This window comes from Nocardiopsis synnemataformans, assembly GCF_965343085.1.
GTDB classification, from domain to species: domain Bacteria; phylum Actinomycetota; class Actinomycetes; order Streptosporangiales; family Streptosporangiaceae; genus Nocardiopsis; species Nocardiopsis alborubida.
The window spans coordinates 1-20,508 of the sequence record NZ_CBDRFA010000031.1 but is presented as its reverse complement, the minus strand read 5'-3'; the positions used below and the strand labels follow the sequence as shown (position 1 = coordinate 20,508).

Annotated in this window: 26 protein-coding genes; 17 read left to right on the top strand and 9 right to left on the bottom strand. The window is 71.8% G+C overall.

From position 1 onward, the window contains the following. Positions 1-342 precede the first annotated feature (342 nt). Both ACSIH6_RS18775 and ACSIH6_RS18770 read left to right on the top strand, forming a co-directional pair. Positions 343-807, top strand: coding sequence for a hypothetical protein (locus ACSIH6_RS18775; RefSeq protein WP_435109599.1), 465 nt, complete (start codon positions 343-345; stop codon positions 805-807). Beyond that, complete coding sequence (locus ACSIH6_RS18770; RefSeq protein WP_435109598.1) at positions 804-1,145, top strand: transcriptional regulator; 342 nt, start codon at positions 804-806, stop codon at positions 1,143-1,145. Before ACSIH6_RS18775 ends, ACSIH6_RS18770 begins: the two co-directional genes overlap by 4 nt. Positions 1,146-1,244: 99 nt before the next feature. Here the strand turns inward: ACSIH6_RS18770 and ACSIH6_RS18765 are convergent, their stop codons facing one another. Both ACSIH6_RS18765 and ACSIH6_RS18760 read right to left on the bottom strand, forming a co-directional pair. Continuing rightward, positions 1,245-2,591, bottom strand: a complete 1,347-nt coding sequence (locus ACSIH6_RS18765) for a methyltransferase family protein (protein WP_435109597.1) — start codon at positions 2,589-2,591, stop codon at positions 1,245-1,247. Continuing rightward, entirely contained in the window at positions 2,588-3,535 is a 948-nt protein-coding gene (locus tag ACSIH6_RS18760; protein WP_435109596.1) for a hypothetical protein, read from the bottom strand. Before ACSIH6_RS18760 ends, ACSIH6_RS18765 begins: the two co-directional genes overlap by 4 nt. A gap of 91 nt (positions 3,536-3,626) precedes the next feature. Here ACSIH6_RS18760 and ACSIH6_RS18755 point away from each other — a divergent pair, with 91 nt between their 5' ends. The 4 genes from ACSIH6_RS18755 to ACSIH6_RS18740 all read left to right on the top strand — a co-directional run bounded on the left by ACSIH6_RS18755 (position 3,627) and on the right by ACSIH6_RS18740 (position 5,707). Continuing rightward, complete coding sequence (locus tag ACSIH6_RS18755; RefSeq protein ID WP_435109595.1) at positions 3,627-4,295, top strand: TetR/AcrR family transcriptional regulator; 669 nt, start codon at positions 3,627-3,629, stop codon at positions 4,293-4,295. Further along, complete coding sequence (locus ACSIH6_RS18750; RefSeq protein ID WP_061079636.1) at positions 4,292-4,780, top strand: NUDIX hydrolase; 489 nt, start codon at positions 4,292-4,294, stop codon at positions 4,778-4,780. Before ACSIH6_RS18755 ends, ACSIH6_RS18750 begins: the two co-directional genes overlap by 4 nt. A 127-nt stretch (positions 4,781-4,907) precedes the next feature. Further along, positions 4,908-5,225, top strand: coding sequence for a hypothetical protein (locus ACSIH6_RS18745; protein WP_435109594.1), 318 nt, complete (start codon positions 4,908-4,910; stop codon positions 5,223-5,225). Continuing rightward, positions 5,222-5,707 (top strand): hypothetical protein, encoded by a 486-nt coding sequence (locus ACSIH6_RS18740; protein WP_435109593.1) that lies wholly within the window; start codon positions 5,222-5,224, stop codon positions 5,705-5,707. Before ACSIH6_RS18745 ends, ACSIH6_RS18740 begins: the two co-directional genes overlap by 4 nt. A 68-nt stretch (positions 5,708-5,775) precedes the next feature. Here ACSIH6_RS18740 and ACSIH6_RS18735 read toward each other — a convergent pair whose 3' ends face one another. Then, positions 5,776-6,639, bottom strand: a complete 864-nt coding sequence (locus ACSIH6_RS18735) for a hypothetical protein (protein ID WP_435109592.1) — start codon at positions 6,637-6,639, stop codon at positions 5,776-5,778. A 257-nt stretch (positions 6,640-6,896) separates the two neighbouring features. Then, a complete protein-coding gene (locus tag ACSIH6_RS18730; RefSeq protein ID WP_435109591.1) occupies positions 6,897-8,390 on the bottom strand; it encodes an NAD(P)H-hydrate dehydratase in 1,494 nt (497 codons plus the stop codon). Positions 8,391-9,181: 791 nt separating this feature from the next. Between ACSIH6_RS18730 and ACSIH6_RS18725 the strand changes: the two genes are divergently transcribed. Then, on the top strand, positions 9,182-9,508 hold the full coding sequence (locus ACSIH6_RS18725; protein ID WP_435109590.1) for an HNH endonuclease: 327 nt from the start codon (positions 9,182-9,184) through the stop codon (positions 9,506-9,508). Further along, positions 9,492-10,322 (top strand): peptidoglycan recognition protein family protein, encoded by an 831-nt coding sequence (locus tag ACSIH6_RS18720; protein ID WP_435109589.1) that lies wholly within the window; start codon positions 9,492-9,494, stop codon positions 10,320-10,322. Before ACSIH6_RS18725 ends, ACSIH6_RS18720 begins: the two co-directional genes overlap by 17 nt. An 82-nt stretch (positions 10,323-10,404) precedes the next feature. Here ACSIH6_RS18720 and ACSIH6_RS18715 read toward each other — a convergent pair whose 3' ends face one another. Both ACSIH6_RS18715 and ACSIH6_RS18710 read right to left on the bottom strand, forming a co-directional pair. After that, positions 10,405-10,866, bottom strand: a complete 462-nt coding sequence (locus tag ACSIH6_RS18715; RefSeq protein WP_435109588.1) for an excalibur calcium-binding domain-containing protein — start codon at positions 10,864-10,866, stop codon at positions 10,405-10,407. A 299-nt stretch (positions 10,867-11,165) separates the two neighbouring features. Further along, positions 11,166-11,966 (bottom strand): DUF4352 domain-containing protein, encoded by an 801-nt coding sequence (locus ACSIH6_RS18710; protein ID WP_435109587.1) that lies wholly within the window; start codon positions 11,964-11,966, stop codon positions 11,166-11,168. 282 nt (positions 11,967-12,248) lie between these two features. On the opposite strand from ACSIH6_RS18710, the gene ACSIH6_RS18705 reads away from it, so the two are divergent. From ACSIH6_RS18705 to ACSIH6_RS18670, 8 genes are all read left to right on the top strand, one after another. Continuing rightward, the gene (locus tag ACSIH6_RS18705) at positions 12,249-12,611 is read left to right on the top strand and encodes a cyclin family protein (protein WP_150249893.1); all 363 of its coding nucleotides are present in this window, start codon (positions 12,249-12,251) and stop codon (positions 12,609-12,611) included. Then, positions 12,604-13,059: a hypothetical protein gene (locus ACSIH6_RS18700; RefSeq protein WP_435109586.1), complete on the top strand. Its 456-nt coding sequence runs from the start codon at positions 12,604-12,606 to the stop codon at positions 13,057-13,059. The genes ACSIH6_RS18705 and ACSIH6_RS18700 overlap by 8 nt, the downstream gene beginning before the upstream one ends. A gap of 153 nt (positions 13,060-13,212) precedes the next feature. Beyond that, positions 13,213-14,064 carry a sulfurtransferase gene (locus ACSIH6_RS18695; protein WP_435109585.1) on the top strand — a complete coding sequence of 284 codons (852 nt, stop codon included), beginning with the start codon at positions 13,213-13,215 and terminating at the stop codon, positions 14,062-14,064. A gap of 306 nt (positions 14,065-14,370) precedes the next feature. Beyond that, positions 14,371-14,976, top strand: coding sequence for a DUF4178 domain-containing protein (locus ACSIH6_RS18690; protein WP_435109584.1), 606 nt, complete (start codon positions 14,371-14,373; stop codon positions 14,974-14,976). Positions 14,977-14,983: 7 nt separating this feature from the next. Next, on the top strand, positions 14,984-15,529 hold the full coding sequence (locus ACSIH6_RS18685) for a DUF2617 family protein (protein WP_435109583.1): 546 nt from the start codon (positions 14,984-14,986) through the stop codon (positions 15,527-15,529). Next, the gene (locus ACSIH6_RS18680; protein ID WP_435109582.1) at positions 15,526-15,846 is read left to right on the top strand and encodes a hypothetical protein; all 321 of its coding nucleotides are present in this window, start codon (positions 15,526-15,528) and stop codon (positions 15,844-15,846) included. Before ACSIH6_RS18685 ends, ACSIH6_RS18680 begins: the two co-directional genes overlap by 4 nt. A 57-nt stretch (positions 15,847-15,903) precedes the next feature. Next, complete coding sequence (locus ACSIH6_RS18675) at positions 15,904-16,332, top strand: DUF350 domain-containing protein (RefSeq protein WP_435109581.1); 429 nt, start codon at positions 15,904-15,906, stop codon at positions 16,330-16,332. A 71-nt stretch (positions 16,333-16,403) separates the two neighbouring features. Then, positions 16,404-17,969, top strand: a complete 1,566-nt coding sequence (locus ACSIH6_RS18670; protein WP_435109580.1) for a polyamine aminopropyltransferase — start codon at positions 16,404-16,406, stop codon at positions 17,967-17,969. Between the two features lie 414 nt (positions 17,970-18,383). Here the strand turns inward: ACSIH6_RS18670 and ACSIH6_RS18665 are convergent, their stop codons facing one another. Together ACSIH6_RS18665 and ACSIH6_RS18660 are read right to left on the bottom strand one after the other, a co-directional pair. After that, positions 18,384-18,701 carry a hypothetical protein gene (locus ACSIH6_RS18665; RefSeq protein ID WP_435109579.1) on the bottom strand — a complete coding sequence of 106 codons (318 nt, stop codon included), beginning with the start codon at positions 18,699-18,701 and terminating at the stop codon, positions 18,384-18,386. Then, on the bottom strand, positions 18,698-18,934 hold the full coding sequence (locus tag ACSIH6_RS18660) for a hypothetical protein (protein WP_435109578.1): 237 nt from the start codon (positions 18,932-18,934) through the stop codon (positions 18,698-18,700). The genes ACSIH6_RS18665 and ACSIH6_RS18660 overlap by 4 nt, the downstream gene beginning before the upstream one ends. A gap of 229 nt (positions 18,935-19,163) precedes the next feature. Between ACSIH6_RS18660 and ACSIH6_RS18655 the strand changes: the two genes are divergently transcribed. Continuing rightward, positions 19,164-19,979: a GntR family transcriptional regulator gene (locus ACSIH6_RS18655; RefSeq protein ID WP_435109577.1), complete on the top strand. Its 816-nt coding sequence runs from the start codon at positions 19,164-19,166 to the stop codon at positions 19,977-19,979. Between the two features lie 60 nt (positions 19,980-20,039). Here ACSIH6_RS18655 and ACSIH6_RS18650 read toward each other — a convergent pair whose 3' ends face one another. Continuing rightward, positions 20,040-20,498 carry a flavodoxin family protein gene (locus tag ACSIH6_RS18650; protein WP_435109632.1) on the bottom strand — a complete coding sequence of 153 codons (459 nt, stop codon included), beginning with the start codon at positions 20,496-20,498 and terminating at the stop codon, positions 20,040-20,042. Positions 20,499-20,508: the final 10 nt, after the last annotated feature.

Sequence of the window (20,508 nt, the reverse complement as noted above, 5' to 3'; positions counted from 1 at the left end):
CCGCTTCCGCCCTCTTCCGGACGGATCGGCCCGACCGAGCATAACGGTGGGCCGTCCGCCCGGGGAGGGCGCGGTGGGGCCCGCGGGCCGCGACCGGACCGCCCTGCCCGAGCCCCTCGCCCCGCCCCCACACCCGCGTTCCGCGGCCGGTGGTGAGCGGCTGTCACCGACCCAGAAGCTCCGCCGCGACGTGTGTTGGCCATCCGTAGTCGCCGCGTTTCCTCTGTTCAGCGCGTCGGATGCGCGTCGGTGGCCCTCGTGAGAGCTCGCTCATGTTTGACAGTGCCCCATCCTTGGTATCTACTTTCCATATAGAAAGTAGATACCAAAGAGGAGACCGACATGAGTAGCAATCCCGAGCTCGACCAGGTCGCCGACGCCCGCCGCAAGCTCGCCGCCCACGCCGACCTGCCCGCCGCCTACTGGGTGTTCTTCACACTCGCGAGCGTGCTCATCGCCGGTCTGCCGATCTGGTCCTCGCTCCTGCCCGGCAGCGGCCCCTACCTCCAGTGGGCCATCTTCGGAGTGGTCCTGGCCGCCACGGCCTACGCGGTCATCCAGCGCCGACGCAGCGGGGTGTACCTGCCGCGCCGCATCACCTCCTACCCCGGCGCCCGGCTGACGTGGATCGCCGCCCTGGCCGTCACGGGCGTCGGCTTCCTGGGCATCCAGGCCCTGGTCGACAACGGCCTCACCGGCTTCGCGCTCGCCGCGCTGGTGCCCGTCGCCGTCATCGTGCTCGTGGGGCAGATGCTGGTCCGCTCGGCCATGCGCCGCAGCATCGAGGACGGAAGGGTCACCCCGTGACCGCGTTGCACCGCCCCGGCGGCGACGCCCCCCAGGAAGGCGCCGCCGGGCGCCAGCCGATCCTGGAGACCGGCCCGCGACTGGCGATGTGCGCGCTCCTCCAGGGCGCCGACTGGGTCGACTTCGCCACCGTGCGCAGCCTGCTCGACGTCAGCGACCCGATGGTCTCCAAGCACAGCCGCACCCTGGAGGACGCGGGACTGCTCGAAGTCCGCAAGGGAGCGGTCGGGCGTCGACCCAAGACCTGGTTCCGTCTGACCCCGGTCGGACGCGCGGCCCTCCAGGGACACCTGGCCTGGCTGACCGATCTGGGTTCGGCGATCGACCAGGAACCCTGAGGCCGGTGCCCGGTGCCCGATGTCCTCCGGGCACCGGGCACCGCATCACACTCGCGTTCCGCGCGAGGTCTCCCCCACCGCCCGGAGGCCGCGCGCACCTCACACCCGTGTGCCGCGGCCGGGCGCCTCCCCACCACGGGGAGCGTCCACCTCCTTCCGGCCACGGGGAGCGCTCGCCTCCTCCCCGCCCTCCCGCTCGCCGAGGGGTTCGCGCGAGGGCCGCGGACCGGCACCGAAGGCGTCCGCGCACAGCTGCGCGAAGTGCCGCACCCCCGGCAGGTCGAGCGCCCAGCCCCCGAGCGCCCACCCCAGGTGCAGGTGCTCCAGCGCCCGGGCCAGCGCCGACACCCCGCTCCAGCGCAGGCCCTCGGGGTTCTCGTAGGTGAGGCGGTACAGCACCTCGGGATGCTCCGACGCCGGTCGCCGCTCCAGCGCCACCGGCGCGCGGGCGGCCAGCCAACCGCCCAGGCCCCGGCACATGGCGCAGTCCGCGGCCACGTACAGCGTGCCCGGCGCGCGGCCGGGCCACGGGCGCCACCGGGGCAACCAGGCGCGTACGCCCGCCCGGTAGGCCTCCCAGTCCCTCCCGAACGCCGCCCGCAGCTGGCCCCCCTCGTGCCAGGCGGCGAACCCCGCGCCGTAGGCGAAGGCGGCGAGCGCGCCGAGCAGCAGCCACGGGTCGCCGGTCACCGGGGCCAGGACCAGGTACACCCCGGCGACGGTGGTCTGCATCGGATTGCGCAGGTAGGCGTAGGGGCCGCTGGTGACCAGCCGCGACGGCGGGTCGAAGGGCAGCGGGGTGCCGCCGCCCACCCGCGCGAACTCGCGGGCCGCCGCCAGTCCCGGCAGGCACACCGGGGCCAGGACCTGGGCGGCGGTGAAGGCCGCTCCCGGCCCGGGCAGGGCGTCCAGCGCGGCCAGTGGCAGGACCACCATGGCCCCGAACGCCAGGAGCGCCTGCGCCCACATCCGGGCGTGCACCAGCTGGCCGGTGCGCGTCCAGTAGGCCAGCATCAGCGCGGGGATCAGGCACAGCGCCGAGCCGACGAACTCGCCGAGCAGCCAGAGGGTGCCGAGCACCACGACGGGTTCGGCGAGCGGCATGACGATGATGTCCACCCACACGAGCAGGCCGCTGAGCAGCGGGACCGGCAGCAGGCGCAGCAGCAGCGCGGGCAGCGCACCCCACAGCACCGCCCAGGCCAGCAGCAGGTCCACGGGCATGCCGAGCCACACCGCGCCCTCGGCGTGGAAGGACCACCAGCCCGCGTGCAGCGCGTACAGGTTGAGCGGGACGAGCGTGAGCAGGGCCCACGCCCCGGCCACCAGCATCGCCGCGACCTCGCGCGGACGGGGCGCGCGCCACAGGCACAGTCCGGCCAGCAGGAGCAGGGGGGCGAACAGGCCGACGCCGCGGACCAGCACCGCGGGCAGTTCCGGGGTCATCGGGAGCCCTCCAGGGCGGCGGTGCCGAAGGTGGCGGCGAGGTACTCGGCGGCCAGGTCGGTCGCGTAGGACTGGATCGGCCCGAAGTACCAGGAGGGCTCGTAGGTGCGCTCGTAGTCGACGGACCAGGCCAGGCGGGTTCCGTCCCCCTCGGCGTGCCACACGGCCTCGGCAGCGCGCATGTCCATCCAGTTCGCGAAGGCGGTGTCCTCGACCACCTCGAACACCACGCGCCCGCCGTCCTCGCGGACCTCGCTCTCGGTGATCCGGAGCTCCATGTGGCGCGGCGTGGGCTCGGCGCCGAGCTCCAGGGTGCGGCGCGGGGTGAAGCGGACGAGCCTGGTGTCACCGACCTCCAGTCCCTCACCGGAGGCCGAGACGGGTTCGGGGAAGGGCACCGCCCGCAGGAAGAGCGCGTCGGGGGCGGCGTAGGAGGGCGGGGCGGCCAGGGCGGCGGCGACGTCGTGCGCGGTGGCGGGGACCAGGGCGTGGCCCTCGCCGCGGTCCTCCCGCGGCAGCAGGGAGGTTCCGGCGACGCCCTCCAGCGCGAGCGCGAACAGCAGCGGCACCGCGAACAGGGCGTGCCGGGAGCGGTCCCGCCAGGCGACGAGTGCCCCGGCCGTCCAGGTGACCACGGCGACGACCCCGTAGACCAGCGGCGCGGCGATGAGCAGGCAGACCATGCCCTCACCGAGCAGGGGACCGGCCAGGGCCAGGCAGAGGGTGGTGGCGGCCATGGTGACGCCCATGGCGCTGCGGGCCCGCACGGTGAGCACCACGAGCAGGGCGATCGTCGCGGGCAGGCCGACGTAGAACAGGGCGGTCTGGTCCAGGCGGCCCCAGTGGTGGATCCGGAGTGCCAGCAGGGCGGCGAAGGCGGCCAGGACCAGGGCGGCGAGCAGCAGGCGCGCCCTGGACGGCAGAGGGGAGTCGCTTCGAGGCACGGGGGAGCTCCTTCAGCATGCGATTAAATCGCTTGGTTTAATCACTTGATTAAACCGTATGCTGAAAACCTCCCCGAGAGCAAGGAGGGCCATGGCCAAGGGCAGCGGAGGACGGCGCACGAGCGAGGAGACCAGGGGACGGCTCCTGGCAGCCGCCAGCGAGACCGTGCGCGAGGAGGGCTACGCCGGGGCGTCGGCGCGCGCCATCGCCGCGCGCGCGGAGGCCAACTCGGCGCTGGTCTTCTACCACTTCGGCGGGGTCGACCAGCTGCTGCTGGCGGCGCTGGACCGCTCCAGCGCCGAGCGCATGGCGATGTACCGGGAGATCACGGCGCGGGCGAACACCCTGGAGGAACTGGTGGAGGCGGCGATGCGCATCTACCGGACCGACCTGGAGCGCGGCTACATCACCGAGTTCTCCGAACTGGTGGCCGCCGCCGTCACCAAACCGGAGCTGCGCACGCAGATCCGGGACCGCGCGGAGCCGTGGATCGCCTTCATCGAGCAGGAGTGGAACCGGGTCCTGGGTGGCTCCGCCCTCGGGAAACTGCTGCCCGCCCGGGAGGTGGCCTACGGGGCGATCACGTTCTACCTGGGGGTGAACCTGTTCTCGGTGCTCGACGAGGACCACTCGCGCACCGAGGCGGTGTTCGACCTGGCCCGGGGACTGGCCCCCCGGGCCAGGCTCCTGACGCTGCGCCTGCCCCGCCGGGGCCGGGACGTAGGCTTGCCCGCGGACGAGGAGGACGAGGACGCATGAGCACAGGTATCACGGTGGCCCCGGGAATCGAGTTCCCCGACACCGCCGACGGCCGGACCCACGTGGCGGCCGCGGTGATCGCCGACGACCGGGGAAGGGTCTTCGCGCAGCGCCGATCGCCCACGCGCAAGGTGTTCCCGCACTGCTGGGACATCGTGGGCGGGCACGTCGAGCAGGGCGAGAGCATGCTGGAGGGGCTGGCGCGCGAGGTCGAGGAGGAGACCGGCTGGCGGCTGACCGGGGTGCTGGCGGAGCTGTTCCGGCTGGACTGGGACCCCGGGGACGGCGTGACCCGGCACGAGGTGGACTACCTGGTGCGGGTGGAGGGCGACCTGGACGCGCCCCGTCTGGAGCCGGGCAAGCACACCGAGTTCCTGTGGGTGGACGACTCCCTGGTGCACCGGCTGCGCGACGACCGCGACCCGGGCGACTACTTCATCACCGACATCGTGCGGCTCGGCATCGACGCCGCCCGCGCGCTCTGAGGGCGGGCGCGCACGTTGATCGTCGGGCGCGCACCCAGCACCGGGAAGCCGCGTCCCTGCTCCTCGGACCCAGCGCTGACGCCGATCACGGTGGACGCCGCGTAATACGCGTATTACCCTTGGGTGCATGGGCAAGGTACGCATCAGCATCAGCCTCGACCCCGAACACGCGGAGCGCATCAGAAGCCACGCGGAACGGGCGGGGATGGACCTCTCCTCGTACATGGTGAACGCCGCCACCCGCCAGATGGCCGAACTCGAAGCCGCCGAGGAGATTTTCTCCGGCATCGACACCGTCATCGCCGAAGCGGAGGCCAGGGCCACCGGCTACACCCCGGTCGACGACGCCACCGAACTCTCCGAGGGAGAGAGCCAGGAGGTCGCCGACGCCCTGCGCCTGGTCTACGGGGACGAGACGGACGCGAACCGGGGGCAGGTCGCGTGACCGTCATGGTGCCGGTGTACGACACCGGCATGCTCATCGCCCTGGCCTCGGGCAAGGCCAAGGCGGCACAGCTGCACAGGGGGCTCGGGAGGACTCCGCACCGCCCCATCGTCCCCGGCCCGGTCCTGGCGCAGGCCTGGAGGTCGGACCCGGCCACCGTGCACGCCCTGGGGCGCGTGCTCAAGGAGTGCACCGTTCCCCAGGCCAGGTCCTCGGCCCCCGCACTGCGCCCGACCCGCGTCGGCCAGGTCACCTGCATCATGTGTTCCACGGCGCCCGACACCACTGACTGGCGGCGTATCGGCGTGCTCCTGGGTAGTGCGGACCTGCCTCCGAAGAAACGGCCGGATGCGGTGGACGCCATGGTCGCGTGGACCGCGGCACGGCACGGCGAGGCCGTGGTGTTCAGCAGTGACCCCGACGACATCGGCGCCTACCTCCGGGCGATCGGCACCGAGGGTGTCCACGTGGTCCCCGTCTAGGGCCTGTCTGAGGACTGGGGCCGTGCGGCGCGGCATCGGCGCCGTCCACGTGCTGAGCGGCGGACGGGTCAGATGGGACTGGGAAGCCAGGCGATCACGAGCCCGAGCCATACCAAGAACGGGCCCGCCACCAGGTCCCGGCCCCACCCCAGGGGTCGGTCGGCGGACGGAGGCATCCCCTCCCGCGCCTCCTGGACGAACCGGGTGATCCGCTGGGCCGCCTCCTCGTCCCGAGCCGGGGTACTCCCCCAGGCCCTCGAACAGAACGCCCTTCCGTCGTTGAAGTGGACGGTGACCCCGTTCCCGGCGTCGACCCGCGCGACCCACTCCACGGGTATGGAGACCCAGACGGCGTACCGCTTCAGGAGCAGGCGCGTCCCGGACAGGCGGACCTCCGGATAGACGGTCCGCTGCCAGACCACCAGTCCGAGGACCGGCAGGAGCAGGACCGCCACCACCGCGTACCAGTCCCCGTCCCCCGCTCCGAGCACGAGCACCGCTGACAGCACCGCCATCACCAGCACCGCGGCGACGCCCGAAAACCGGACCCGGCGGCGATACAGGGTGGCGGGGACAACGGTCCCAGGGCCGGACCGAGCACGGGGTTCCCGGCCGGTCCAGTAGCGGAGCAGCAAACCGTCGAACGGGCCCGGGGGAGTCCCCCACACGCCCAGGAAGACGAGCCCCGCCGCCCCGGAAGCGGGAGAGCCCTCGGGCGCGTAAAAGATGACGCACGCACCGGCGAGGAGTCCCCACCACAACCGCGCGTACGAACGGGGATAACGGGCGAACCAGACGGCGGCGCGCCACAGCCCCGCACGCCCGCTCGTCCAACCGCCACGGCGGTGGGCGGCGATGCGGCGCGTCTCCGCGTACAACGCGACCGGGGTTCCGACAAGGAACAGCGTGAGGAGGACCGCTGCGGCGATCACGCGGCACCGGCCGGGTGCGCGGAGGCGGGGAACATGGGGGATGCCCGTCTGTCCGGGGGGAGGGGACCCCAGCATCCCACGGGGATCCGGCACCCCTCCTCCCCGCCCCGCACGGAAACCGCGCCGGAGCGGACCCGTGAGGGAGCGACCGCGTCACTCCCCGGGGAGGGTGCCCCCGCGGGGCGGGCGGCCCACCCGATCCCGCCCTGGTCCCACCCTGGTCCCGCCCCGGCTACGCCTCAGGCCCCGGCTCCGCCTCAGACCGCCCGGCGGACCTCCGCGACCGCGAGCGGCAGCGCCTCCAGCAGGTCGGACGCGCTGATCGGTGCGCCGTCCCGGGCCAGCGAGGCGGCGCGTCCGTGCAGGTAGGCACCGCACATCGCCGCCTCCCTGGCGGGCAGTCCGGCGGCCAGGAGCGCGCCGACCGCCCCCGACAGCACGTCTCCTGTCCCCGCCGTGGCCAGCAGCGGCGTTCCGGTCGGGTTGACGACCACCGGAGCGCCCGGATGCGCGATCACCGTGGTCGACCCCTTGAGCAGGACCGTGCACCCGAAGCGGTCGCGGGCACGGGCCGCGTGCTCCAGACGGCGCGCCTCGACGTCCTCCCGCTCGGTGCCCAGCATCCGGGCCAGCTCCCCGGCGTGCGGCGTCAGCAGCGTGTGCGCCTCCCGCTCCCGGAGCAGCTCGCACAGCGGTTCGCCCCAGTCCCCGGTGAGCAGGGTGAGCCCGTCCGCGTCCACCAGCACCGGGACGTCGCTGTCCAGGACCGCGCGGAGCTCGTCGGCGTTGGCCGGGTGCGTCCCCCTGCCGGAGCCGACGACGAGGGCGGACACCCGTCCGGGCGACAGGTCGGTGCTGTTCTGCGGGTCGAGGGGGCTGGCGACGGTCTCCGGCCAGCGGGCGAGCACCTGGTCGACCACGGCCGGGCCGCCCCCGTAGCGCACCATGCCGACCCCGGTGCGCAGCGCTCCGCCCACGCACAGGACGGCGGCGCCCCGGTAGCGGTCGGAGCCCGCGCGAACGGCGAGGACGCCCCGCCGGTACTTGTCCGACTCCGTTCCGGCGACCGGTAGGAGCGAGGCGATGTCCACAGCCTGTGGACAGATCAGCTCGGAGCCGGGCAGCTCGGGGGACAGCCCGATGTCCACGAGGTGGACCCGGCCCGCGCGTTCGGCGCCCGGATCGACGAACAGGCCCGGCTTGTGGGTACCGAAGGTGACCGTGACGTCGGCGCGGACGGCGTGCCCGGCCACCTCGCCGGTGTCGGCGTCCACCCCGCTGGGCAGGTCCACGGCGACCACGGGGGCGGGCGCGTTGGCGGCGAGCAGGGCCAGGGTGGAGTGCGGCCTGCGCAGGCCCCCGCTGCCGCCGATGCCCACGAGCCCGTCCACGACGAGGTCGGCGTCGAACAGGTCGCTCTCGTCGGCCAGGGCGTCGGTGAACCAGCGGACCCGCCCGCCCGCCGACCGCAGGGCGGCGATCCCGCCCTCGTGGACGCGCCGCCCGGCGACCAGGGCGCGCACGGCCGCGCCCCGGGCAGCCAGCGCGGCGCCCGCGTACAGCGCGTCACCGCCGTTGTCGCCACCGCCGACCATGAGGACGACCCGCGCCCCGTACACGCGGGGCAGGAGCCGCGCGCACTCGGCGGCGAGACCGGTCGCCGCCCTGCGCATCAGGGCCCCGTCGGGAAGTCGCGCCATGAGCGCGAGCTCGGCCTCGCGGACGGTGTCGGCGGTGTGTGCGGAACGCACGGGTTACCTCCCAGGTTCGGGTCGGCCACCATCGTGCCGCAGAGGGCTCCGGGTACGGGGACTCCGCCACACCGGGTGGCCGACAACAAGGAATTTTCTACACAAAGTGACCATCCCCCTACCCTTCGGAGTGTCGGCTTGACACAATGGGGTCATGCCTCGACCGAGCAGATACGTCTCTCGGTCCGAGCCCTCCTTCGACATACCGGAACGTGAGCTACCGAACCCCAGGACCTGTGGCGCCTGCGGAGCAGCGAATCCCCCCGAGGACTTCCACCGACATCCGGCGGGAGACGATCACCGCGACAAGTGCACGTCGTGCACCGCTGAACATTCACGTCCCCCGACAACCTTGCGAAGCAAGAGCACCAAGCTCAGGCGTTCGCTGGACGGCAAGTCCAAGGAGTGTGAGGACTGCGGACAGACGAAGGAACTCGGACAGTACCACCGGTCCAAGAGAAACTCCGACGGACACGTGTCCCGATGCAAGGAATGCGTTCGCGCCTACCACAAGAAGAGGAGATCAGAAAAATCTGAACATGTGGCTCAGCTCAAGGCTGCGGACTACCAGAAGCACAAGAAAAAAAGGGACGAAGCAGCAAGGTCATGGGCCCTGAAGAACCCGGAGAGGTCAGCCGAGATCAAGCGGAACTCGCGCCTGCAACTCTCCGAGTCCATACGAGAGATCCGAGTCCATACGAGAGAGGAGAAGAGCGAGATACGCCTCAGACCCGCTCTATAAGGCCGCGAGACAAGCCGAGCGGGTGAGGCGGAAGCGTTCCAGGGCGAAGATGACTCCCGAGGACGTACGCCTGTCCCAACTCTACCGCGCGATCATATCGGAAGACCCCTGCTTCCACTGCGGAACGGCGGGCGCCGAACGCTTCCACGTCGATCACTACGTACCGGTCAGCCTAGGAGGCACGGACCACTGGTGGAACCTGGTCCAGGCATACGCAGACTGCAACCTCTCGAAGTACGATTCCATGCCACTCGAATTCATCGACCGGATCAGAAAAAAGAAAACCCCCCAATCCCCCCTAAAAACGGAGCCTACCGAAACCACCACAACTGAAGCGACCATGATAAACGGGAATAACATTGCCCAAGCCCGATAAGTACGTCTCACGCTCAGGCCTCGGATGGCCCGCCTGCCAGGCAACACGCGCGAATCCCAGGTCCGGCCTCGTCATCCACTACGACTCCGCGAACCAGAACCTGGCCAGCAAGCCGCACAGCGAATGCATCGCCTACTGGAAGCGGACCCGGTCATTCCACACCGGGCCTTCCCGGGGCTGGACTTGTATCGGATATTCTTTTATGTGTTGTGCGCACGGCTACGTCATCGAGGGCCGGGGGCTGTACAAGACCCAGGCCGCGCAGCCGGGCGGCAACACCTCCCACTACTCAGTGACCCTGGCCACCGGACCCGACGACACCATCACCCCGGAACAGATCAACGCGGTGCGCGCGCTCCGCCAGTGGCTGATGGAACCGGAGACGTCGATCGCCGGAACGGTGCTCGGGCACCGCGACTTCGTCTCCACCTCGTGCCCAGGCGACAAGGCCTATGCCCTCGTCCGCGACGGCACGTTCGAAAAACCCCCCGGGGAGATGACGGAGGTACACGACATGCTCGGACTCGCGGTCGGCAGTACGGGGGACGCGGTCAAGCTCCTCCAACTCAAGGTCACCCGGGCGGGCTTCGGCGACGCCCTGGGCGCGGGCGGGGTCGACGGCGACTACGGGGAGGCCACCGCCGAGGCCGTGCGACTGACCCGCGAGTACGTCGGCAGCCGCGCCCTGCCCGGGTACGGCGACAAGATGACCGCCCACGCCGTCGACCAGGTGGAGGCCGCCGTCATCAAGCGCGCGCTGGCGGGGGGCGCCACGAAGGCGGAGGCCCCCGCGGAGGAGGCGTCCCCGGCGTAGGGAGAGCACCGACGGGTCGGAGCGCTCCGCGCTCCGACCCGGTCCGACGCTCCCCCAGAACCGGCCCCGGGCCGAACTCCTGTCATTCGCAGGCGACGCCGTCGCCGTCGCGGTCCAGGTGGGAGCCGTAGCCCGGGTCGCCGCGGCGTACGGGCGCCGCACCCGCGGCACGCGCCGCGTCGCAGTTCTCGTAGTAGGCCGGGGCGCCGCCACCGGTGTCGCCGCCGCCCCCTCCCCCGCCGCTGCCGCCGCTGTCCGGGCGTTCGGTCACCGTCTCCGTGACGGTCTCCGTGGCGGTGACCGTCACCTCCACCTCGACCTCCTCGGTCGCGGTGGCGGTCGGCTCCACCGTCTCGGACACGGTCGCGGTCACCGTGGCGGCCGGGGGCGGCGGCCCCGCCTGGTCGGAGCCGCCTCCGGCCAGCGCGCTGGCGCAGGAGCCGATGAGCGCGGTGAGGACCAGGGCGCCGAAGCACCCCAGGCATCCGAGGCCGATCTTGCCGCCGGTGGACACGGTGGCGGGGGGACGCGGGGGCGGGGACATGGCGAGGCTCCGGGGGATGCGCGGGGAGCGGCGGAGCGGGAACCGCGCTGGACGGGTACGTGCGGGCGGGGACGCGCGCGTGCGCCGACGATATCCGAGCCAGCCGCGAAAAGGATCCCTTTTGCGGTAAAAAGCGGTTTCCGCCGGATCCGGCCGCTCCGTTGCCGCACCTGGACGGACACCGCGGGAGACCCGACCGGGCACCGACGGAGACCACCGAACACCTGTGAACGCCGGGAACCCAGCGCGAAGCCCCGGCCGCGGGGTGCGCGGCCGGGGCTTCGTGGTGCGTGCGTGGACTACTGGACCGTCGTGACGATCGGGTCCTCCATACCGAAACTCGGGTCGTAGCGGACCTCGGTCACCACGACCTCGCCGACCACGGCGATCTGCCCCGAGACGGAGGAGCCGGGCGCGAGGGTGCCGACCTCGATGTGCTGGATGTCGGCGAAGATCGCGTCGGCCCAGTCGGTGCGCTCGGTTCCGTCGGAGAGCACCGTCGTGAAGTACAGCGGGTTGATGTCGAGCGGTTCGTCGCCGTTGTTGGTGAGCTCGACGTCGAGCACCGTGTAGACGGTGTCGTCGATGGTGTCGCCGGCGGTGCCCGCGGCGGTGGCCGTCAGGCTGACGCCCTGCTCGTTGGCGGGTTCCTCGGCCGCGCCGCTCTCCGGCTCCTGTGTGCTCTCCTGCTGGGTGGGTGCCGAGGACGTGGAGGTCGACGCGCTGTCGTCGCCGCCCGCCATCGCGGCGATGATCACGATGACGACGACCACGAGGACCACCAGGCCGAGGCAGCCGCCGCCGATGCCGAGGCCGACCTTGGCGCCGGTGGACATGCCCTTCTTCGGGGGCTGGGCGCCGGGCGGCGGGCCGTAGGGGTCCCCGGGAGGGCCGGGGGGCATGCCGCCGTAGGGGGGCTGGCCGGGAGGCGGTCCGCCCGGGCCTCCGTAGGGCGGCTGACCGCCGGACGGGTCACCGTAGCCGGGCTGGCCCCCGCCGGGAGCGCCGTAGCCGGGCTGGCCGCCGTAGGGCTGGTAGCCGCCGGTGCCGTCACCGTGGGGCGGCTGCTGGGGGCCGGAAGGGTACTGGGGATAGGACAAAGGGGTGCTCCGGTCTCGTACACGATGCCTGAGGGAATGTGCCGCGGGCCTGAGCCGTGTACCGGCTGGAACACATGCGGCTTCGAGGACCATATCCGACGCGGGTGTGCCGCCGTCTCGTAAGCCCCATGTCGGAGCTGTCCGGAACCGGACGTGCCCGCTGGTGGGCGGGGCCCGGGTGAGGCAGCCGACGGGGGGACGGTGCCATGCGGTGACCCTGACGTACTACGCTGTGTCGTAGAAGCCCGCTGACATGGCATGGGGACGACGAGCGGAGGCGGCGTGGTCGACTGGCTGACCATGACGATTCAGATGGTGTCACTGGCGTTGGCCGGGTGGTGCCTCGTCTCGACCTTCCGCGACCAGCCCATGGTGGTCCCGCACCTGGTCGGCATGGCGGTCCTGTGGCTGCTCGTGCTCGGACAGGTGGCCGCCACCGTCGTCACCCTGGTCGGCGGCGAGCGGCCCGCGGAGATGGCCATGTTCGTGTCCTACCTGGCCACGGTCGCGCTGCTGCCGCCCGCGTGCGCCGTGTGGGGCTTCATGGAGCGGAGCAGGTGGGGCCCGGCGGTGATCGCCTTCGCGTGCCTGATCCTGCCCGTCCTGTTCGTCCGCCTCGAACAGCTCTGGAGCCCCGTTGTCTGAGTCCGCCGCGTCTGGGTCCGCCGCGACCCGCGACAGAACCCTGCGCACCGGCCCCGGGCGGCTGCTCGTCGCCGTGTACGGGGTGTTCGCGCTCGCCGCGACCGCGCGCGGGGGCTACCAGCTGGCCACGAGGTTCGACGAGGCGCCGCTGGCCTACGGGCTCTCGCTGCTCGCCGGAGTGGTCTACCTGGTGGCGGCGGTCGGCCTGGCCCGGGCCGGGCGGACCTCGCGCAGGGTCGCTCTGGTCTCGTGCAGCGTCGAACTGGTCGGCGTGCTGGCGGTGGGCGCGGTCAGCCTGCTCCTGCCGGGGGTGTTCCCCGACGACACGGTGTGGTCGAACTTCGGCGCCGGGTACCTGTTCATCCCGCTGGTGCTGCCGGTGCTGGGCCTGTGGTGGATCCTGCGTGTCCACCGCATGGATCGGGACCGCGAGGGCACCGGCGCCTGAACAGCGCCCTGCGGGCCCCTCCTCGGTCCGCGTCCCGACGCCCGCCCTCCCCCGGCCCGGTCCGGGAACGGGCACCGGGCACCGGGCACCGGGCACCGGGCACCGGGCACACGCCCTCCCACCTGCCGGGACGGAACGCCTAGGGTGGTGCCCATGTCCGAACTCCTGACCCTGCCGGTGGCCGTGTCGGCCGACTGGCTCCGCGAACACCGCGACCAGATCGTCCTCGTCGACTCCCGGTGGTACCTCGACGGGCGCTCCGGCCGCGACGCCCACCGCGCCGGACACCTGCCCGGCGCCGTCTTCACCGACCTGGACGCCGACCTGGCCGCACCGGCCGGTCCCGAGGGCGGCCGCCACCCGCTGCCCTCCGCGGCCGACTTCGCCGACGCGCTCGGCCGCCTCGGCATCGGTGACGAATCCTCCGTGGTGGTCTACGACGACGCCGGCGGTTCCGTGGCCGCCCGCCTGGTGTGGATGCTGCGTGTGCTGGGGACCCCGGCGGCCTTCCTCGACGGGGGCGTCCAGGCGTGGACCGGTGAGCTGGAGGAGGGCGACGTCGTGCCCCGGCCGGCGCACCGCACCCCGCTGCCCTGGCCCGCCGACCGCGTCGTGCACACCGACACCGTCCGCGCCGAGACGGGTGATCCGGCGCACCTGCTGGTCGACGCCCGCGCCCGTGACCGCTACACCGGTGAGCGGCCCGCGCCCGTCGACGCCCGGCCGGGGCACGTGCCGGGCGCCCGCAGCGCCGAGTGGACGGGGAACCTGGGCGATGACGGACTCCTGGCCGCCCCGGGAATCCTGCGTGAACGCTTCGCCGCCCTCGGCGCCGACTCCGCCGACACCATCACCGCCTACTGCGGGTCCGGGGTCACCGCCTGCCACGACCTGCTCGCCCTGGAGCACGCCGGGTACTCCGGCGCCCGCCTGTACCCGGGTTCGTGGAGCCGCTGGGGAGGCGACGACGCCCTCCCTGTGGAGACAGGCGACCCCCGGACCTGAAAGCCCGTACCCTCCGGGGCCCGGACGCTTCGGCCCGCGCCGCCGGACGCGGGACGCCGGCGCCCCGGAGCGGTTCCGGGAGCGCGTCCCCGGCGCGCTCCCGGACACGGGGCCGTTGTCAACGATCACCATCCGTGAGAGGTTCCCGGGCGGATTGTCCTTCGTGTCCTGATCTGGTCACATGTGGAACCGACCCCTCGCCCGCGGCGTCAGAGCGTCAGTAGGATTGCCCGGCCCCGGGGAAGAACGCAGGCAGGGGACGTACACGGCCTCGCTCCCCCATGCCCCACCGCGAAACGAGGAACATTGGCCATCGAACTCCTGCTGCTGCTCATCCTGGTCGGCGTCGCCGTCGTGATCGGCGTCCTGGTCTACGCACAGCGCGCCAAGAAACCGAAACCGGCCTCCGAGCCCCCCGCCCCGCCTCGGGACCCCTTCGCCGACACGGACAACAGCACCGCGGGCGACCCGCGCGCCATCAAGGCGGGCGACATGATCGACTGGGGCACCGAGCGGACCTGGATCCGCGGCACCCTGCGCCTGTCCGAGGGCGGCTTCACCTGGTCGGAGCACTTCCTGGAGGTCGAGGGCGGCAAGCGCTGGCTCTCGGTGGAGGAGGACCCCGACGTGGAACTGGCCCTGTGGACCGGCCGTCCCGACCTGGACATCATCCCCCAGGGCAAGAGCATCGAGCTGGAGGGCACCGTCTACCGGCTCCAGGAGAAGGGCACCGGCTCCTACCGCTCCGAGGGCACCACCGGGCTCAAGGCCTCCGGGGGCCTCGACTACGCCGACTACGAGTCCGACGACGGCAGGCTGCTGTCCTTCGAGCGCTTCGACCACGGGCGCTGGGAGGCCAGCACGGGGGACAAGGTCGCCCCGGGCACCTTCACCATCTACCCGGGGAGCTGACCGGAACGTGCGCGCGAGCATCAGCGCCCCCTTCGTCGACACCAGCGCCGACGACCTGGTCTGGGCCCTGCACCACCCGCTGGTCGACCCCCTGGCCGTCCGCACCGTCCGGGTGCCGGGAGCCCGGGTCGAGCTGCGGGTGCTCGGTGCCTCCCACCAGGTGGTCGTCACGCCGGAGCCGTCGCCCGAGGCGCTGGTGGCCGACGAACCGCTGGTGGAGACGGTGGCCTGCCTGCCCGGCCTCCCCGGCGGCCTGCCCGGCAGCGCCGACCGTCCCGACCTGGGCGGCTACCGTTTCGGCTCGCGCGTGGAATCCCTGTCCCGCATCGAGCTGGCCCGCAGGGTGGAGGGGATCCACCGGGAGGTGGCCGACTCCCCCGGCGGCCTGCTCGTCGCCTTCCCCGGCGATCCGCTGGCGGTCACCGCGCTGCACCTGGTCCCCGGTGAACCGCTCGACTGGCGCACCTGGCACGCCTACCCCCAGAGCGGCGAGCTGGTGACGACCACCTCGACCGTGACCCTTCCCCCCACTTCCGGGAGAACCGCACCATGAAGGCATACGAGGAGCCCGCGAACAACGGCAACAGGAACGTCATCATCACGGTGTTCGTCGTCATCGGCGTCATCCTGCTGGTCCTGATCCTGCTCAGCGCCTGCTCCAACAACAGCAACAACTACTGCCCCGACGACGACGTGGTCCAGGTCGAGGGCTATGACGACGACGACTGCGACGGGTCCTCCGGCAGCTCCGGCGGCGGAGGGTTCTTCTTCTTCGGCGGGGGCACCGGAGGCGGCAGTGGCAGCAGCAACAGTTACAGCGACGGTAGCGGCAGCAGCTACCGCGGCGGAGGCGGCGGCTTCGGCAAGTAGTCTCCCCCCACACGTTCCGAACACGTCGACCGAAATCCCCTACCTGCGAACAGGACCATGAACGAGATCCTCTTCAACGCCCTCGGAGCCCTCGCCTACGGCGGAGTGGGCATCGTCATCCTCGTGTTGGGCTACCTGCTCACCGACCTCCTCACCCCCGGCAAGCTGCACGAGCTGATCTGGGAGAACCGCAACCGCAACGCGGTCCTGCTCGTGTCCGCGAACACGCTGGGGTCGGCCATCGTCGTCACCTCGGCGATCCTCTCCAGCGAGTCCGAGATCGGCCTGGGCGCCGGTCTGGTCTCGACCGCCGTCTACGGCCTGATCGGCCTGGGCGTGATGGCGCTGTCGTTCGTGCTGATCGACCTCCTCGTCCCCGCCAAGATCTCCCAGATGATCAGCAACGACGAGCCGCACCCGGCCACCTGGGTGAGCGCCTCCGCGCACGTGGCGATCGCGGTCGTCATCGCCGCGGCCCTGACCTGACGCCCCTTCCCCCCACCGGCCCCCTGCCCCGGGCAACCGCACCACCGCACCACCACACGAAGGCAGTTCCGTTGACTGAGACCACCGTCCGCGCACGGCTCCGACTGCCGGTATCCGCCAGGGCGGCCCGGTTCCTCGTGTTGCTGGCGGTGTTCGTCTGCGCCGCCTGCGGTCTGGTGTACGAGCTCGCGTTGGTCGCCATCGGCAGCTACCTGCTGGGCAACAGCATCACCCAGGCGTCGGTGGTGCTGTCGGTGATGGTGTTCGCGATGGGCGTGGGCTCCCTGCTGTCCAAGCGCTTCCAGGCGCACCCCGCCGCGGCCTTCGCCGTGATCGAGGGCCTGCTCTCGCTGGTCGGCGGGCTGTCGGTGCTGCTGCTGTACGCGGCCTTCGCCTGGTTCTCCGCCTACCAGCCCGCCCTGGTGGTGCTGGCGTTCGTGATCGGCGCCCTCATCGGCATGGAGATCCCGCTGCTGATGACGCTGATCCAGCGCATCCGCAGGCAGGACGCCTCCGACGCGGTCGCCGACCTGTTCGCCGCCGACTACGTGGGCGGCCTGATCGGCGGCCTGGCCTTCCCGTTCCTGCTGCTGCCGCTGCTGGGCCTGCCCAAGGGCGCGCTGATGGTGGGCGCGCTCAACGCCGTGGTCGGCGTGGCGGTGGTGCTGTGGCTGTTCCGCGCGGAGTTGACCCGGGGCGCCTACGCGGGTCTGAGCCTCGGTCTGGTGCTCATCATCTCGGTGCTCGGCCTGGCCTACGTCTACGCCGACCAGTTCGAGGTGGACGCGCGCCAGGCGCTGTACCGCGACCCGATCGTGCACGCCGAGCGCTCCCAGTACCAGGAGATCGTGCTCACCAGGTCCCTCGACGGCGATGACGTGCGACTGTTCCTCAACGGGAGCCTCCAGTTCTCCAGCCTGGACGAGTACCGCTACCACGAGTCGCTGGTGCACCCCGCGATGGCGGGGCCCCACGAGGACGTGCTGGTCCTGGGCGGCGGCGACGGCCTGGCCCTGCGCGAGATCCTCGCCTACGACGACGTGGCATCGGCCACCCTCGTGGACCTGGACCCGGCCGTGGTCGAACTGGCCTCGACCGACCCGGTGATCAGCACCCTCAACGGGCACTCCTTCGAGGACCCGCGCGTGGACGTGGTCAACGCCGACGCCTTCCAGTGGCTGCGCGAGAACCGCGAGGAGTTCGACGTGATCATCGCCGACCTGCCGGACGGGGACGACGTCGGCACCGCCAAGCTCTACTCGGTCGAGTTCTACTCGCTCCTGCGCCACGCCCTGTCCGAGGAGGGCCGCATGGTCGTGCAGGCCGGTTCGCCCTTCTTCGCCCCGGAGGCCTACTGGAGCGTGGGCGACTCCCTGGAGGAGGCGGACCTGGCCGCCACCCCCTACAACGTGGACGTGCCCTCCTTCGGCAACTGGGGCTTCTACCTCACCACCACCGGAGCCGAGCCCGAGCTGCGCGTCCCCGAGGACGCGCCTCCGCTGTACTTCCTGGACCCGGCTCTGCTGGAGGCCGCCCAGGTCTTCCCCAAGGACCGCCGCGAGGGCGACGTGGAGGAGTCGACCCTCATGCACCCGAGGATCATCGGCTACCACCAGGGGGCCTGGCGGGGCTACTGACGCCGGTCCGCGAACCGGCGCCGCCTCGGCAAGGAAACACCGCGCGGCCTGAGGACTTGGGCCAGTGGGCGGCCACGCGGTGTGTCTGGGGAGGGGCTGGTCGGGGGTTCGTTCCCGTCCTGGGGACGGCGGTCGCGGGCGAAGGTGCGGACGGAAGATCTGCGGCGCCGGACGGGGCGGGGCCTGTGCTTCCCCGCGTTTCCCGACGACCTGGGCCCATCCTGACCTGCTGGTCCAAGTCGGCGAAAACGCCACGCCGCGTCCGACACCGTCCCAGCCAACCCCTTACCCAGACTTTCCCGCCCTTTTCCGGCCCTTCGGCCGTTCGCCCGCCTCCTCTGCCCCGCGCCATCCCGCACCGGGGAGCGTTGACGTCCGTGCGCCCGGCAGGAAAGGGCCGGACGCACGGGGGTCTCAGTCCTGCGGCGGACGCGGGGGCGGCACGTCGACGTGGGAGCGGCGCTCCACCCACCCGTGGGTCGGACAGCACCAGACCCACCAACAGATCCAAGGCAACGACCAGGCCGTGTAGCCGTCCATCAGTCCTTCTCCTTCTGCCGACGCGTCAACGTGGCGCGCATGGCCTCGCGTGAGGGGCCGGGCGATCCGCTCGTGCGGGTCGCCCGGCCCGGTCCAGCCCGGCGGCCGGTACGCGACGACCTCGTCGCCCTCCAGAGTGAGCACCCACCGACCCTGGATGAGGTCGTCGAGCAGGGGGCCCACGGGGGTCACTGGTCCACCTCCGGACGCTCCAGCGGGGAGACCCAGAGGAGTCGGTGCGGGTGTGGATCCGGACGGCGTTCCCGAGCCACACGAGTGACCGGTCCCTCGGTGGCTCCGTACAGGGGGTGCCCCTCCAGGGTGGGGCCGAGGTAGGTCACCCGGGTCCGGTGGGCGACGGCCCAGGCGCGCAGGTCCGGGAGGGTCGGCAGCTCGTAGATGTCGCAGACGCACAGGTAGCGCACGGGGCGCCTCCTCGGGCAAGGTACCGGGTGGGAAGCCCGGCGGGCCATCAGGACGAGACACCGCGCAGCCGTGACCGCCAAACGCTCCGCCACCTACGAGTCAGCGCGGAACCGCTGACTTTATAGGGGCTAAACCCTCCGCGTGTGATGACAGTAACTCGACCTTTCGCTCGACGCAATAGGGGGGCTAAAGTCTGCGGTGATGGAGCACCTGAAGTGAGGATTCGTCTTGGACGCACGGACATTGCATGACATCGCCGCCATGCCGGACTCGCTGGAGAGAGCCCGCGCCGCCTCCGCCGCGATGACGAGTCTCCAGGGGCAGAGCGTTGAGCTGTCCCGGATTCGGCGCGGCGCCATCATCGAGGCCCAGCAGTCCGGGATGCGCCAGGAGGACATCGCCCGGCACCTTGGAGTGTCGCCCGGCCGGGTGAGCCAGATGAAGAAGGCGGGCGCGGAGGAACCCGCGCACAAGGCGCCCACCGGTCCCGTCGACCCACGCCCGCGCGTGCTCGTCCAGCGTGCGCTGCCGACCCCTCCCAGCACACGCGGTTCGAAGTCGCTCTACCTGACCGAGGCACAGCAGCAGGGGCTCACTCCGGAGCGGAAGATGCTGTTCGTGGGACAGGAACCCGCGAACGAACACGTTGCCCTGGGACTACGCCTCGAACCCGGGGACCCGGTCATCGCCCGACGCAAGATGTTCTGGGCCAACGAGGTGCCCGTGCGCATCAGTACGTCGTACTTCCGGGTGGACGTCGGCGAGAACACCAGGTTGGACGGTGAGGGGTTCGTTCTGCCGACCCTCCAGGCCGTCATCGAGGATCTCGGGCACCGGTTCGGACACGCCACCGAGACGCTGACCGCGCGCCCGGCGACACCGTACGAGGCGGACCTGCTCGACATCCCCGGCGAATGGGTGGTGCGGGTGCTTCGTGTCAGCCACTCCACCGAGGACGTGCCCATCCATGCGCTGGAGACGATCTGCGCAGCGACACGGCATGTGTTCCCGATCGGTCAGGCTGTCGGCAGCGATCAGTTCTGACCGGCCTACGCGAGATGGCCCCCGGCCGAACCGGGGGCCGTTCCACGTTCCGAGGACGACTCACCCCTTGCCCAGGGCGGCGAGGGCGGTGACGGCGCCCAGCTCCCAACAGGCCTCGCGGTCCTGTGCCCCCGGTCGGCCCGTCACGGTGACCGGCGGGCGGTGCCGCCGCCACCCCATGCCCTTGGCGATCGACTCGACCGCCCGGACCGCGCCGGAGGTGTCGCTGTCCCCGTGCACGTACAGCGCGTAGGGCAGCCCCTCGGTCGCCCCCTGAGCGGGGTAGAAGACCGTGTCGAAAAAAACTTTGAGGGCGCCCGACATGTACCCGATGTTGGCCGGGGTCCCCAGGACGACGGCGTCGGCGCCGAGCAGGTCGCTGGCCGTGGCCGACAGCGCCGCCTCCGCCCGCACCTCGACCCCCTCGACGTCGTCGTCGCGGGCGCCCTCCAGGACCGCGCCCAGCAGCTCCTGGGTCGCGGGCGAGACCGTGTGGTGAACGATGAGCAGTCGTGCCATGTCCCCCACA